Below are 13413 nucleotides of genomic sequence, written 5' to 3' on the forward strand. Positions count from 1 at the left end.
CCTGGTCGGGCTCAGGGAGACGGCATCACGAGGCCCCGGTCCCGTTCCTGGCGGACCGGGGCTTCGCGTCTGCCCATCTGCCGTCACATTGTGCGATCGTCCGTGTACGGAGGATGATGCCGGTATGAGCAGGCTCGCACTGGTGTGGAGCGGCTCCGCGGTCGCGGTCGTCGCCCTGGCGGGGCTGGTCGTCTACGTCGCGCGGGCGGGGCTGGACGAGGCCGACAAACTGGCCGGGGTGATCGGCGCGTTCGTCGGCCTGGCCGGGCTGGGAGTCTCGGTGTACGGCGTCGTCCGCGGCGACCCGCCCACAGGTCCTGGACCGGGCTCCGGACCAGGCTCCGTGGTCGTCAAGGGCGACAACTCAGGCGTCATCACCACCGGCGACGCCGCCGACGTCCGCATGACGACGGAGCCCGACCCCTGACATCGGGCTCAGGACCTGGGGACGCTGATCAGCAGCGCGTCGCCCTGGCCGCCGCCACCGCACAGACCGGCCGCGCCCAGCCCGCCGCCCCTGCGGCGCAGCTCGTGGGCCAGCGTGAGCACGATGCGGGCGCCCGACGCGCCGATCGGGTGGCCGAGCGCGATGCCGCCGCCGTTGACGTTGACCTTGTCGAGCGGCACGCCCAGCTCCTTGACCGACTGGAGCACCACGCTGGCGAACGCCTCGTTGATCTCCACCAGGTCGAGGTCGTCGGCCGTGACGCCCTGCCTGGCCATGGCGTGCTTGATGGCGTTGGCGGGCTGCGACTGCAGGGACGCGTCGGGGCCCGCGACGTTGCCGTGGCGGCCGATCTCGGCCAGCCAGGGCAGCCCCAGCTCCTCGGCCTTCGACTTCGACATGACGACGACCGCGCAGGCGCCGTCGGAGATCTGGGAGGCGGAGCCCGCAGTGATCGTGCCGTCGGCGGCGAAGGCGGGGCGGAGCTTGGCGAGCGTCTCGGCGGTGGTGTCACCGCGTACGCCCTCGTCCTCCTTGACGACGACCGGCTCGCCCCTGCGCTGCGGGATCTCGACGGGGACGATCTCGTCCTCGAAGACGCCGTTCTTGATCGCGGCGGCGGCGAGCTGGTGTGAACGGGCCGACAGGTCGTCCTGCTCCTCGCGGCCGATGCCGAGCCTGGCGTTGTAGCGCTCGGTGGACTCGCCCATCGCGCACTGGTCGAACGCGCAGAACAGGCCGTCGTGCGCCATCGAGTCGACGACCTCCGACCCGCCGTACTTGACGCCCCTGCGCAGCCCCGGCAGCAGGTGGGGCGCGTTGGTCATGGACTCCATGCCGCCGGCCACCACGATGTCGAACTCGCCCGCCCTGATGAGCTGGTCGGCCAGCGCGATGGCGTCGAGGCCCGACAGGCACACCTTGTTGATCGTGATGGAGGGGACGGTCATCGGGATGCCGGCCTTGACGGCGGCCTGGCGTGAGGGGATCTGCCCGGCGCCGGCCTGGAGGACCTGGCCCATGATGACGTACTCGACCGCGTCGGGCGCGACCCCGGCCCGCTCCAGCGCCGCCTTGATGGCGATGCCGCCGAGCTCGACGGCCTGCAGCCCGGACAGCGAACCGAGCAGCCTGCCGATGGGGGTGCGAGCTCCGGCGACGATGACGGAACCTGACATGACAACGGCCTCCTGTGCTCGCGCGTCGGGTCTTTGACACCATACCCACGGGTACGACACCGCTCGCCATGGAGGTGGACCACACATGTTCCTGCGTATCGACCACATAGGGATCGCCTGCCGCGACCTCGAGGAGAAGATCGAGCTGTTCTCCCGCCTGTTCGAACTGGAGGTCGTCGCCAGGGAGGTCAACGAGGAGCAAGGGGTGAAGGAGGCCATGCTGCACATCGCCGACGGCGAAGGCGGGGGCTCCTACATTCAGCTCCTCGAGCCGCTCTCCGACGACTCGCCTGTGGGAAAATTCCTGGCTAAGCGGGGCGAGGGCGTCCATCACGTGGCATTCGGGGTGCCCGACGTCGCCGATGCCATGTCCCAGATCAGCGAGAAAGGTGTGAGACTCCTGGACGAGCGTCCCAGGCACGGGTCGATGGGCTCGGAAATCGCGTTCCTGCATCCCAAGGACGTGGGCGGAATGCTTACAGAGCTGGTCCAAGCGGCCAAGCGATAGCAAACCACCACAAAACGTAAAAACCGTTCATATGTAACTAGTCACGCAGAAAGTTGGACGGGGCTTCGCACGCGGCACCAGCGGAGTACGCTTGACCTTCCACCGGACATGGGGCCTGCCGAGAGGCACAGGCTCCTGGTACGGATGCCCCGAACCCCCCGTCCGGCCCGTGTAGCCGTCTCGACAACCCAGGATCGAGCCTCCATGCAGTCCGACATCGACGCCCAGCTCAACAACTTCTTCGAGGACGCCCCAGCACGCGAGTTCGACGTGGTGCTGCGCGGCTACGACCGGCACCAGGTCCACGACCATCTCAAGCAGCTCGACGGGGAGCTCCGCCAGGCCCGCGAGCAGGTCACCGCCCTCCAGCGCGACCTGTCCGACTCCCAGCGCCAGCTGCAGGAGCAGGAGCGCCCCACCTACTCCGGTCTCGGCGCCCGCATCGAGCAGCTTCTCCGCCTGGCCGAGGAGCAGGCCACCGAGCTCGTCCAGGCCGCCAGGTCCGAGGCCAACGAGATCAAGGCCGCCGCCAAGGTCGAGGCCGCCGACCTGCGCGCCGCCGCCGAGGCCGAGGCCGCCGACAAGCGCGCCCAGGCCACCCGCGAGAGCGACGAGATGCGCACGACCGCCGAGCGCGAGGCCGAGGACATCCGCTCCACCGCCCGCCGCGAGGCCGACGAGCTGACCAACACCACCGAGCGCGAGGCCGCCAAGCTGCGCGCCACCGCCGACCACGAGGTGGCGGAGAAGCGCGCCGACGCCGAGCGGGAGATCGCCAAGCTCCGCACCACCACCGAGCGCGAGGTCGCCCAGCTGCGGGCCTCGACCAAGCGCGAGCGCGACGAGGTGCTGACCACCGCCAAGCGGCAGGCCGACGAGATGCGCGCGCAGGCGCAGCGGGTGCTGGAGGAGTCCGAGGCCAAGCGGGCCCAGGACGAGGCCGAGTTCGAGATCCAGCTCGCCGCCCGCCGCGAGGAGGCCGAGCGCCAGGAGGCAGAGCGCCACGCCACCGCCCAGGCCGCCACACAGAAGCTGGTCGCCGAGGCCGAGCAGCGCGCCGCCACCGCCGAGTCGCGGGCCACGAAGGCCACGCAGCAGGCCGAGCAGACCCGCCGCGAGGCCGACCTGCACGCCAAGCAGCTGGTCGCCAACGCGCGCAAGAGCGCCGATACCATCGTGGCCGAGGCCAAGACGAGCGCCGAGACCATCGTCACCGAGGCGAAGAACGAGGCCGAGCGCACCCGCACCGCCATGCAGCGTCAGGTCGACGAGCTGACCCGCCAGCGTGACAGCATCACCAGCCACCTGGCCCAGCTCCGCCAGCTCCTCGGCGGCGCCGCGCTGCCGGGCATGGAGTCCTCCGAGGCCGCGGTCACCGCGGCTCCGCCGAAGCCCGCTCTCGCCGCCGCGGCACCGGCCGCCGAGCCGGCCGCTCCGGCGACGACGCCCGCTCCCAAGGCTGAGGCCAAGGCCGAGGACGACGCGGAGTGGTGGCAGGAGTAACGACCGCGCACGGGGGCTGAACGACGGCTGGGGAGAGCCTGGCGATCACACGGTCGCTAGGCTCTCTCTTTGCCGTCGGGCGTGTACGAACCGGTACGAGCCCGTCATGCTGCGTTGTCACCGAGCCTTTCTGGAGTTCCCCGTTGTCGGCAGACGCCGGACCCGCGACCGAGCGGGACGAAGCCCGCACCCCTTCGGCCGATCCCGTGCCCGACGCGGACGGCGGCTCCCGCGACGGCGGTTCCGGAGGCCCCTGGCACGAGGACTTCGAGCGCTCCCCAGCGCGGAAGCAGGCGCGGGAGCAGGCGCGGGAGCAGGGCGCCGACGGCGGCGAGACGCCGTACGGACTGCCGGGGAAGCCGCTGGCGCGCGGCCCGTTCCTGTTCGGGCTGGTCGGCGGGCTAGGCGTGCTGACGGCGCTCGCGCTCGCCCAGATGATCGTGGCCTCGCTGAGCACGATCATCCTGGTCGTCGTCGCGATGTTCCTGGCCGTCGGGCTCAACCCGGCGGTCGAGGCGCTCCAGCGCCGGGGCCTGGCCAGGCGGGGCGCGATCGCCATCGTGTTCATCGGCGTCATCGTGGCGTTCGTGCTGTTCGGGCTGGCGATCGTGCCGCCCGTCAGCAAGCAGCTCAGCGAGTTCGTCGACGCCGTGCCTGGTTACATCACCGAGCTGAGCAACCATCCGACGTTGCGGCAGCTCGACGCCGACTATCAGATACTCCCCCAGATCCGCACGTTCGTGACGGCCACGCTGGGGCCGGCGCTGGCCAGTGGCATCATGGGCGCGGGGCTGGTGGTGCTCAACGGCGTCTTCACCACGGTGACGCTGCTGGTGCTCATGCTGTACTTCCTCGGCTCGCTGCACACGATCAAGGAGTATCTGCTCAAGCTCGTCCCGGCCTCGCGGCGGGCGCGTACGCGGGCGATGAGCGAGGAGATCCTCGGCGGCATCGGCGGTTACGTCGCGGGCAACGTGCTCATCTCCCTGATCGCCGGCGTGCTGGCCTGGATCTTCCTGTCGATCATCGGCGTCCAGTACGCGCTCGCGCTCGCCCTCGTCGTGGCGCTGACGGACCTGATCCCGCTGGTCGGCGCCACGATCGGCGCGGTGATCGTGACCGGGGTCGCGCTGCTCGACTCACTGCCCGCCGGCATCGCCTGCGCCATCTTCTTCGTGGTCTACCAGCAGGTCGAGAACTACTTCGTCTATCCCCGGGTGATGAAGCGCTCGGTCGACGTCACGCCCGCGGTGACCGTGATCGCCGCGCTGTTCGGCGGCGCGCTGCTCGGCATCGTCGGCGCGCTACTGGCCATCCCGGTGGCGGCGGCCATCGCGCTGGTCATCAGGGAGGTCGTGGTGCCCCGCCAGGACCGCGCCTGACCGGACGGCCGTGGTGCCCCGCCAGGATCTGCCTGACCGGGCGCGCTACCTGGCCGCCTGGTTGATGCGCAGCAGGTTGCCCGCCGGGTCGCGGACGGCGAAGTCGCGCACGCCGTACGGCTGGTCCATCGGCTCCTGCAGCACGTCACCGCCGGCGTCCCTGATGCGCTCGTACGTGGCGTCGCAGTCGTCGACCTCGAAGATGACCGCCCGCAGCAGGCCCTTGGCCAGCAGCTCCGCCATGGCCTGGCGGTCGGCGGGCGAGGCGTCGGGGTCGGCCAGCGGTGGCTCGAGGACGATGTTGACGTCGGGCTGGGACGGCGAGCCGAGGGTGATCCAGCGCATGCCCTCGAAGCCGACGTCGTTGCGTACCTCCAAGCCGAGGACGTCGCGGTAGAAGGCGAGCGCTTTGTCGTGGTCGTCGACCGCGATGAAGCAGGTGTTGAGTCGGATGTCCATGCCCGTCACGTTACGTGGCGGTCGGCGGTCTTGCCCGGATGACGGCGGACCGGCCGCAGGTAGATCTTCGCGTAGCAGGACGGGACGGCGGCCAGCTCGTGGTGGTCGCGGGCGCGGTAGGCGCTCGGGCTCTCGCCGACCAGCTCGGTGAAGCGCGAGCTGAACGAGCCCAGCGACGTACAGCCGACCGCGAAGCACACCTCGGTCACCGACATGTCGCCGCGCCGCAGCAGCGCCTTGGCCCGCTCGATGCGGCGCGTCATGAGATAGCTGTAGGGGGTCTCCCCGAAGGCCGCGCGGAAACTGCGCGAGAAGTGGCCCGGCGACATGAGGGCGACGCGCGCCAGCGCGGGCACGTCGAGCGGCTCGGCGTAGTCGCGGTTGATCACATCCCGCGCTCGCCGCAACCGAACCAGGTCCTCAAGCGTCACGCCGCCAGCATGCCACACCCCACCGACAACCCCCGGCCCCCGGCCCCGCACCCCGACGTCCTGGGAACAGACCCCGCCGCACAGCTGCACGTCCTTCTTGGGGGTGGGCGGATGCACAGCCTTCTTGGGGGTGGGCGGATGCACAGCTCCGCGCCCGGCCGACGCCACCCGCCCCACACATCCCGCCCCAAAGGGCGATGGGGCAGACCCCACCCAGGCAGGAGCCACCCGCCCCACAAGCGCACGTCCCGGTCGGGGGCGCGATTCCGCGCGCGGGCCAGGCCGCGCAGCCCCGTGCTCAGGCCAGGCTGCGCGGTTCTGTGCGCACGTCGGGTGGCGCGCAGCCCCGTGCGCGGGCCAGGTCGCGCGGTTCTGTGCGCACGTCGGGGGTGGGCGGAGCGTGACCGCGCAGGTTGGCGGAGATGGGCGGTGCGTATGCCCGGGGGTCAGGGGCGGGGGGTGGGGAGTTCTGTGCGGAGGAATTCCGTGACCGCGGTGTTGAAGGCTTCTGGTTGTTCGACGGCGGTCAGGTGGCCGGCCTTCGGGATGATCTCCAAGCGGCCGTCAGGGACTGCCTTGGCCATGGCGGCGGCGTCGGACGGTGGTGAGAGCTCGTCTTCCTCGCCCACGATGACCAGCAGCGGCACCTTCAGCGCGGTCAGGGTGTCGAAGGAGTCGGGGCGGGCGGCCATCGCGCGCTGGGCCCAGGCGACCGCGCCGGGTGGCGCCGACTGGACGAGGCCCTTGACGCGGCCGAACACCATGGCACGGCGTTCCTTGGTCGTCGGCCCGATGAGCGCGGGCAGGACCTCGCTGACCAGCACCTCGCTGCCGGACTCGAGCACGGCCTGCGCGATGCGCTCGCGGTTGTCCCTGGCCGGGGGCGGGTCGGGGCTGGCCTTGGTGTCGGCCAGGATGACGCCGAGCACCCGGTCGGGATGCCGCCGGCAGAACGCCATGGTCACGTAGCCGCCCATGGACAGTCCGCCGATCACGGCCTTGTCGATGCCCTCCGCGTCGAGCAGGGCGGCGACGTCGTCGGCCATCAGGTCGAGTGACGGCTCGTCGTCGCCCAGCCGCGACCCGCCGAAGCCGCGCAGGTCAGGCGTGATGACGCGGCAGACCTTGGCTAGCCCTTCGCGCTGGGCCAGCCACATGGCGGACGAGAGCGGGAACGCATGAAGCAGCACAAGCGGGATTCCGGTCCCGGCCGATCTCGTGTAGAGCTGCACGGACCTCACGGTAACGCGGTTCACGGCGACATTCACTCAATGGCCCATGCCAAATATCTCGCTAAATGCCGCACACAGCTAATGTCCGCCCTAAAAGTGACTTTGCCCGCCGCATAAAACACCCGCACAATCCAGGCGCGACCGTCCCGGGCCCCCGAGGTGAAACCTGGCAGGAAAGCGTCCCGCCCTTCCCGACGCCACCAACGCCGGCCCACCAACGCCGGCTTCCTCCTCGACGCGCTGCACGCGGTCAACGCCCGCCGCGCCGAGGGCCCGGCGGCGTACGAGACGTACCTCGTCTTCGTCTTCGAGCCGCCGGGCCCTCAGATCAGCCGATCACTGGGCGGCGAGCGCGGCGATCTGCTCCGCGCTCAGCGCCCCGTCATACGCACGGACGTCGTCCACGGCCCCCGGCCAGTAGCCGGTGAAGGCGCCCGCCAGCTTCGTCCGCCCGAGTTGCACGGGCCCGGTGGCGTTCCACGTGCTCAGGTGGCTGGTGACGGTGGTGGAGGCCAGCCGCCCGTTGACGTAGACCCGCAGCTGACCGGCGAGCGCGTCGTACACGCCGGCCACGTGCGTCCACTCCATCGGGTTGGGGATGGCGTCGGAGCGCGTCCGTACGAGGGCGGCGGCGTCGGTGTCGGCGGCCGCCATGCCGAGCGTCCATCTGCCCTGCTCCTTGTCGAAGCCGAGCTGGAACCCGGCGGCCCTGCTGCCGGGCTGGGCCACGGCCGCGCTGTCGCGGGCAGGAAGGTAGTCGAGCTGGGTCCAGGCGGTGACGGTGAAGCTCGACCTGGTGTCCACCACGGGACCGCCGGTCTGGGCGTGCCCGTTGACGCCGTCGAGCGCGAGTGCCCCGTCCAGCCAGCCCGACGTCCACGAGGCGGCTCCGGACAGCGACGCGGCGGTCGCCCGGCCCGAGGAGTCGGCCGCCGACGAGCCGGACTCCTCGTCCAGCTTCCAGTGGCCGACCAGCGTGGCAGCGCTGTTGACCAGATCGGCGACCTCGTCGGCGAACAGCGCGCGGTCATAGACGCGCACCTCGTCGACGTCCCCGGGCCAGTGGCCCGAAGCCGCCCCGGCGACCTTTCCGCGGCCGATCGTCAGGGGGCCTGTGGCGTTCCATGCGGTGGTGACGGCGGCGGTGCCCTCCAGCCTGCCGTTCACGTAGAGCGAGATCCGGCCCGCCGCGGAGTCGTGGACGCCGGTCAGGTGGACCCATTCGTTGAGGCGTGGCGCGGCGGCCGACAGGGCACGGGCGGCGGGTGCGCCGTCCGTGTCGGAGCCGGGCGCGACCAGCGCCCAGCGGTTGTCGGCCGTGGCGTACTGCAGCGCGAACGCGCCCGTCCTCGTGCCCTCCTGGGTGAGGACGGTGGCGTCGCCGGCGGTGCCGGTCAGGCGGGCCCACGCGGCGACGGTGTAGTTGCGGGTGGTGTCGACGACCGGCCCTGACGCCTGGGCGTAGGCGCCGGCCAGCCGGAGCGCGCCGCCGGTGCGGCCCGAGGTCCAGGTGGCGCCGTACAGCGTGGCGGGGTGCGCCCCTGTGGCGTCGGCGGCGGCGCCGCCCTGGCCGTCGTCCATCGTCCAGTGGGCGGCGGGCGCCCGCCCAGGGTTGACGTTGAAGACGTAGATGCGGATGGGGCCGAGCTGGCCCGCGCGGTCCTTGCTGCGCACGGCCAGCACGTTGGGGCCGTCGTGCGACGGGGTGAGCCGGATCGTGGCCCGGCCGTCGGCGCCCGCCGCCACCTCGGTCTTCGGCGTGGTGTCCAGGCCGTAGACGTAGGCGGCCACGTCGGTGACGCCGTCGGGGTCGAAGGTGAACGCGCCCGCCAGACCGGCGCCGTCGCTCCAGCCGTTCTCCGTGTAGTCCGTGGAGGTGACGACCGGCTCCCTGCCGGGGGCGGTGGCGTCTACGGTGGCCTCGCACCACGGGCTCCACGCGCTGTTGGCCTTGCCGTCCTCGGCCCGCACCCGCCAGCGGACGAGCGCGCCGTCGGCGAAGAGCGCCTGCGGGATCGTGGCGGAGAAGGCGGTGCCCGACGAGCCGGAGGGGGTGACGTACTCGCCGGTCTTGGTGCCGGCCTCGTCGTACCACTCGAAGCGGCCCTTGACCGAGTTGTCGGCGTCCTTCAGCCTGGCCCACAGCTTGGGCGTGGCGGTGCTGATGACCGGCCGGTCGTCACCGGAGACGCAGGGGCCGCCCGGGTCCGACCACACGTCGGCGGCCGCGGGGACGCCGGGGTAGGAGTTGTACTCGATGTTCAGGCTCGGGTTGTTCCTGAACTTCTTCCACGCGTAGACGTCGGTCTCGCTGGTGGCGCGCAGGCCGATCGTGACGTTCGCCCAGTTGTTCGCGGCGGCGTTGACGACCTGCGGCGTGACGTTGAACTCCACGCCGCCGGGCTTGCAGCTCGTGCCCCAGCCCTTGGCGACGTTCTTGGTGTCCAGCTTGGTCACCCAGGAGGGCTGCTTGTTCCAGGTGGTGGACTTGCTGATGGTGTTGGTGGCCCACGCCTCGACCTTGCGGGCGCTGCAGGAGTACGACCACGTCTCGTACGTGCGCAGCGTCGCCGAGATGATCTGCTTGCCGTGGATGGTCGAGCCGGTGTTCATCTGGAAGAACGAGCGGTTCTTCTGCGACTCGACGTGCCCCACGCGGGCGACGTCGCTGGAGTTGAGGTAGTTGGAGTTGGGCCAGTTGCTCCACACGGCCGTCCAGGCGTTGCGCGCGGCCGAGAAGTACGGGTCGAGGTAGATGGGGAACTTCGTGCCGGGATCGGTCATCATCCTGCGATCCGGCCGCAGCCGCAGCTTCTTGTCCTTCAGCTCCACGTCCATGACGGCCTCGCGGGCCTCGGGTGAGCGGCCCTCCTTGAACGCCTTCTGGTCGGGCAGGCCCTTCGAGTCCCACATCTTGGGGGTCGGCGCGATGAACAGCGTGCCGCCGTTGCCGTCGATCGCCTCCAGGTTGCCGGCCGCGTCGGTTTCCAGCTCCAGCCCTTGTGCGGCGAGCGGGTACGCCAGCTCGGTCAGGCTCTCGGCCGCGGCCCGCGACTTGACGACCAGCACGTGGGAGAAGCCGTCCACGTCGGCGGTGACCTGGAGGTCCACGCCGGGCCTGACCTCGGCGTAGGTGGCGGTGTCGCCGCTCAGCGTGGGGGTGGGCAGCGGGCCGGTCCAGCCCAGCTCCATCGACTTGCCGCCGCGCGAGAGGCGGGCGAGCGCGCGGTCGCCGCCGCCGGAGAACGTCAGCCCTACCGCCGCGGCGACCGGCTCGACCGCGCCGTCGGGGCGCAGGTGCAACGTGGTGTCCACGGGCACCCAGCGGTCGTCCTTGCGGACGCGGACCGGGCGCACGTTCAGCTCCATCTTCATGGTGCCGTCGGGCTGGGCGAAGACCGTACGGGTCTCGCTGCGCAGCGCCTCCACCTCGACCGGCCGCCCGTCACGGCGGGCCCGCGCGGCCGCGGCCCGCTCGGGGTCGGCCGGCTGCGGTGGAGCAGCCCGCCCAGCCGGAGGGCTGGGACTTGGTGCCTCTTCCGCCACCGAAGGTGGTGCCACCGCCAGAGTCGTGATCGATAACGCCGCCGCCACCAGCCCGTGCACTAATCGCATACGTGCCTCGCCCATGCTGAGCAGGGATGACGCGCGGACATGCGAACGCCCGGCGTCTCCACGATCTTCACGTGATGATCGGATTTTCACCCGCGTCGATCGCGAACACCAGAGTTCTGCTCATAATGCTCAAAATTCTCTTCAGCGCGGGCGGGCACGATGGAGAGAACCGTCATACCTCCGTGGGCAGCGGCGACGCGGCGGGGTTGACCCGCCGGACGATCTCGTCGAGCACGATCCGTACGTACGGCTCCCCCACCCACAGGTGCTTGGCCCCGTCGACGCCGATCACCTCGGCCTGCGGCACCCGCGCGAAGCGCGCCTTGGCCTCGTCGGGCCGCAGGTAGTCGTCGAACTCCGGCACCAGCGCCACCAGCGGCCGCCCGAACTCCGCCCACTTGTCGAGGTCGGCGTCGGTGGCCCTGTGCAGCGGCGGCGACAGCAGGATCGCCCCCTCGACCAGCGGGTCGTGCGCCCACTTCAGCGTCAGCTCGGTGCCGAACGACCAGCCGACGACCCAGACGCGGGGCAGGTCGTGGAACTCGGCGTATTCGAGGGCCGCCGCCACGTCGAACCGCTCGCCCTCGCCTCCGTCGAACGTGCCTTGTGAGGTGCCGCGCTCGGAGGAGGTGCCGCGCGTGTTGAAGCGCAGCACGGCCAGGTCGGCCAGCGCGGGCAGCCGGTTGGCCGCCTTCTTGTAGACGTGGCTGTCCATGAACCCGCCGTGGGTGGGCAGCGGGTGCAGGGTGACCAGCGTCGCCACCGGCGGCCGGTCGAGGGGCTGGGCCAGCTCGCCGACCAGGGTCAGGCCGTCGGCCGTGTGCAGCTCGATCGGCTCGCGCCGGGCGGGCAGCACGGTCGCCGCGCGAATCTCCACATCGATCCCTTCAGTAGCGGGTGCGGCCCGGGCCGCGGTCGAGTCTCTTACGCCAGCAGGCCTGGTGCCAGTGGCGGCGCTCCTCGTCGCCGCCCGGCCAGTTGGGCCAGGCCACCAGGTGCGGCTGCCCGCTGCGGATCTCCTGATCGCAGCCGGGACAGCGGTAGTTCTTCGTCGAGGAGGCACCGGTGAGCACGCGGACCTTCCACTCGCCGTCGGGCCACTCCTCCACCTTGTCCAGCCCGGTCGGGAAGCCGAAGGGGCGGGTGGACTCCCTGCGGCGGGCGCGGCGGGGGCTCATGAGCGGGGGAACGTGCTCGCGCCGGCGACGACGAGCTGATCGAGCAGGGGGGCGGGGGCGAAGGCGGGCTCGCGGTACTCGGCGTAGAGGGCGCGCAGGCCGTCGCGTACGCGGGCGAGGCCCATGGTCTCCATGGTCGCGAAGGGCCCGGCGGGGTAGCCGCAGCCCAGGCGCATGGCGGTGTCGATGTCGGCGATGGAGGCGTAGCCGGCGTCGTACATGCGGACGGCGTCGTTGAGGTAGGGCAGCAGCAACGCGTCGGCGACGAACCCGGCGCGGTCCTTGCACGGCACGGCCGCGAGGCCCAGCACCTTCATCAGGTCGCTCGCGGCGGCCACGGCGGCGGGCGAGGTGAGCGCGGTGACGGCCAGCTCGGCCGCCCGGTCGCCGTGCAACCGCACGCCGACCAGCTTGGCGGGGTCGCGCAGGCGTACGGCGTGCTCGACCACCGGCCGGTCGGCCAGCCGCAGCACGACGTCGGGATCGTCGCCCGACCGCTTGAACCCGGCCGCGCCGAGCCGCTCGGCCAGCTCGTCGGCCCCAGGCCCGGCCACCTCGAACGCCGTCACCCCCGGCCGCGACCCGCCGTCAGGGGCACGTGGCGGCTCGCCGGAGTAGAACCCGGCGCCCGACTTGCGGCCCAGCCGCCCGGCGGTGACCAGCTCGCGCAGCAGCGGCGACGGCGCGTGGCGCCGGTCGCGGGTCTCGTCGTGGAGCACTCCCATGATCTCGTACGCGGTGTCGAGCCCGATCAGGTCGAGCAGCGTGAACGGCCCCATGGGCAGCCCCGCGCCGAGCCGCATGACGGCGTCGATGTCGTCGCGGGTGGCCACGCCCAGCTCCAGCAGCACGGCGGCGTGGTTGAGGTAGGGCAGCAGGAGCCGGTTGACCACGAACCCGGCCCGGTCGCCCACGGTCACGGCGGTCTTGCCGAGCCGGCCCGCCAGCCCGGCGACCTCGTCGACGACGCCGGGCTCGCTCAGCACGGTGCGCACCACCTCGACCAGCCGCATGACCGGCGCGGGGTTGAAGAAGTGCAGGCCGACGACGCGGCCTGGCCGCCCGGTGGCGGCGGCGATCGCCGTCACGGACAGGGACGAGGTGTTGGTGGCGAGCACGGTCTCGGGCTTGCAGATGCGATCGAGGTCGGCGAAGAGCGCGAGCTTGAGGTCGAGGTGCTCGGGGATGGCCTCGATGACGAGATCGGCCTCGCGCAGGTCCTCCCTGGAGGTGGTCAGCGTGACCCGGCCCAGGATCGCGGCGCGTTCTTCCCCGGTGAGCCTGCCCTTGTCGAGCGCCCGCCCAGTGGAGCCCTCCAGCAGCGAGCGGCCGCGCGCGAGCGCCTCTGCGTCGGCCTCGACACCGAGCACGCGCAGCCCCGCCCGTGCGAACACCTCCGCGATGCCGGCCCCCATCGTGCCCAGGCCGACCACACCCACCCGTTCGAACGCCATGCCTTCAGTTTTCCAGAGGCACTAAGGT

General features: G+C 71.6%; 12 protein-coding genes. 4 read left to right on the forward strand and 8 right to left on the reverse strand.

The features are described from left to right. The first annotated feature begins 124 nt into the window (after window positions 1–124). Window positions 125–427 carry a hypothetical protein gene (locus tag AB0K28_RS36085; RefSeq protein ID WP_364378776.1) on the forward strand — a complete coding sequence of 101 codons (303 nt, stop codon included), beginning with the start codon at window positions 125–127 and terminating at the stop codon, window positions 425–427. 8 nt (window positions 428–435) lie between these two features. Here the strand turns inward: AB0K28_RS36085 and AB0K28_RS36090 are convergent, their stop codons facing one another. Continuing rightward, window positions 436–1623, reverse strand: coding sequence for an acetyl-CoA C-acetyltransferase (locus AB0K28_RS36090; RefSeq protein ID WP_364378779.1), 1188 nt, complete (start codon window positions 1621–1623; stop codon window positions 436–438). A gap of 85 nt (window positions 1624–1708) precedes the next feature. Here AB0K28_RS36090 and mce point away from each other — a divergent pair, with 85 nt between their 5' ends. The 3 genes from mce to AB0K28_RS36105 all read left to right on the forward strand — a co-directional run bounded on the left by mce (window position 1709) and on the right by AB0K28_RS36105 (window position 5016). Continuing rightward, window positions 1709–2131 carry a methylmalonyl-CoA epimerase gene (gene mce / locus AB0K28_RS36095; RefSeq protein WP_364378782.1) on the forward strand — a complete coding sequence of 141 codons (423 nt, stop codon included), beginning with the start codon at window positions 1709–1711 and terminating at the stop codon, window positions 2129–2131. 204 nt (window positions 2132–2335) lie between these two features. Then, complete coding sequence (locus AB0K28_RS36100) at window positions 2336–3634, forward strand: DivIVA domain-containing protein (protein WP_345397642.1); 1299 nt, start codon at window positions 2336–2338, stop codon at window positions 3632–3634. A gap of 143 nt (window positions 3635–3777) precedes the next feature. Continuing rightward, entirely contained in the window at window positions 3778–5016 is a 1239-nt protein-coding gene (locus AB0K28_RS36105; protein ID WP_364378786.1) for an AI-2E family transporter, read from the forward strand. A 45-nt stretch (window positions 5017–5061) separates the two neighbouring features. On the opposite strand, the gene AB0K28_RS36110 is transcribed toward AB0K28_RS36105, so the two are convergent. The 7 genes from AB0K28_RS36110 to AB0K28_RS36140 all read right to left on the reverse strand — a co-directional run bounded on the left by AB0K28_RS36110 (window position 5062) and on the right by AB0K28_RS36140 (window position 13385). After that, window positions 5062–5475 carry a VOC family protein gene (locus AB0K28_RS36110; protein ID WP_345397636.1) on the reverse strand — a complete coding sequence of 138 codons (414 nt, stop codon included), beginning with the start codon at window positions 5473–5475 and terminating at the stop codon, window positions 5062–5064. A 5-nt stretch (window positions 5476–5480) separates the two neighbouring features. Further along, a complete protein-coding gene (locus tag AB0K28_RS36115; protein WP_345397633.1) occupies window positions 5481–5906 on the reverse strand; it encodes a helix-turn-helix transcriptional regulator in 426 nt (141 codons plus the stop codon). A 446-nt stretch (window positions 5907–6352) separates the two neighbouring features. Beyond that, window positions 6353–7138: an alpha/beta fold hydrolase gene (locus tag AB0K28_RS36120; protein ID WP_364378790.1), complete on the reverse strand. Its 786-nt coding sequence runs from the start codon at window positions 7136–7138 to the stop codon at window positions 6353–6355. A 336-nt stretch (window positions 7139–7474) separates the two neighbouring features. Next, the gene (locus AB0K28_RS36125; RefSeq protein ID WP_364378793.1) at window positions 7475–10753 is read right to left on the reverse strand and encodes a LamG-like jellyroll fold domain-containing protein; all 3279 of its coding nucleotides are present in this window, start codon (window positions 10751–10753) and stop codon (window positions 7475–7477) included. Between the two features lie 172 nt (window positions 10754–10925). Next, the gene (locus AB0K28_RS36130) at window positions 10926–11630 is read right to left on the reverse strand and encodes an alpha/beta fold hydrolase (RefSeq protein WP_345397615.1); all 705 of its coding nucleotides are present in this window, start codon (window positions 11628–11630) and stop codon (window positions 10926–10928) included. A 10-nt stretch (window positions 11631–11640) separates the two neighbouring features. Next, window positions 11641–11931, reverse strand: coding sequence for an ATP/GTP-binding protein (locus AB0K28_RS36135; protein ID WP_364378796.1), 291 nt, complete (start codon window positions 11929–11931; stop codon window positions 11641–11643). Then, a complete protein-coding gene (locus tag AB0K28_RS36140; protein ID WP_364378799.1) occupies window positions 11928–13385 on the reverse strand; it encodes a 3-hydroxyacyl-CoA dehydrogenase NAD-binding domain-containing protein in 1458 nt (485 codons plus the stop codon). The genes AB0K28_RS36135 and AB0K28_RS36140 overlap by 4 nt, the downstream gene beginning before the upstream one ends. Between the last annotated feature and the right edge of the window lie 28 nt (window positions 13386–13413).

This window comes from Nonomuraea sp. NPDC049504 (assembly GCF_040676845.1).
GTDB lineage: Bacteria > Actinomycetota > Actinomycetes > Streptosporangiales > Streptosporangiaceae > Nonomuraea > Nonomuraea salmonea.

Excerpts from the sequence above, each read along its gene's own strand:
- AB0K28_RS36090 (WP_364378779.1), bottom strand. The coding sequence starts at position 1,623 with ATGTCAGGTTCCGTCATCGTCGCCGGAGCTCGCACCCCCATCGGCAGG.
- mce (WP_364378782.1), top strand. The coding sequence starts at position 1,709 with ATGTTCCTGCGTATCGACCACATAGGGATCGCCTGCCGCGACCTCGAG.
- AB0K28_RS36100 (WP_345397642.1), top strand. The coding sequence starts at position 2,336 with ATGCAGTCCGACATCGACGCCCAGCTCAACAACTTCTTCGAGGACGCC.
- AB0K28_RS36140 (WP_364378799.1), bottom strand. The coding sequence starts at position 13,385 with ATGGCGTTCGAACGGGTGGGTGTGGTCGGCCTGGGCACGATGGGGGCC.
- AB0K28_RS36110 (WP_345397636.1), bottom strand. The coding sequence starts at position 5,475 with ATGGACATCCGACTCAACACCTGCTTCATCGCGGTCGACGACCACGAC.
- AB0K28_RS36125 (WP_364378793.1), bottom strand. The coding sequence starts at position 10,753 with ATGCGATTAGTGCACGGGCTGGTGGCGGCGGCGTTATCGATCACGACT.
- AB0K28_RS36085 (WP_364378776.1), top strand. The coding sequence starts at position 125 with ATGAGCAGGCTCGCACTGGTGTGGAGCGGCTCCGCGGTCGCGGTCGTC.
- AB0K28_RS36135 (WP_364378796.1), bottom strand. The coding sequence starts at position 11,931 with ATGAGCCCCCGCCGCGCCCGCCGCAGGGAGTCCACCCGCCCCTTCGGC.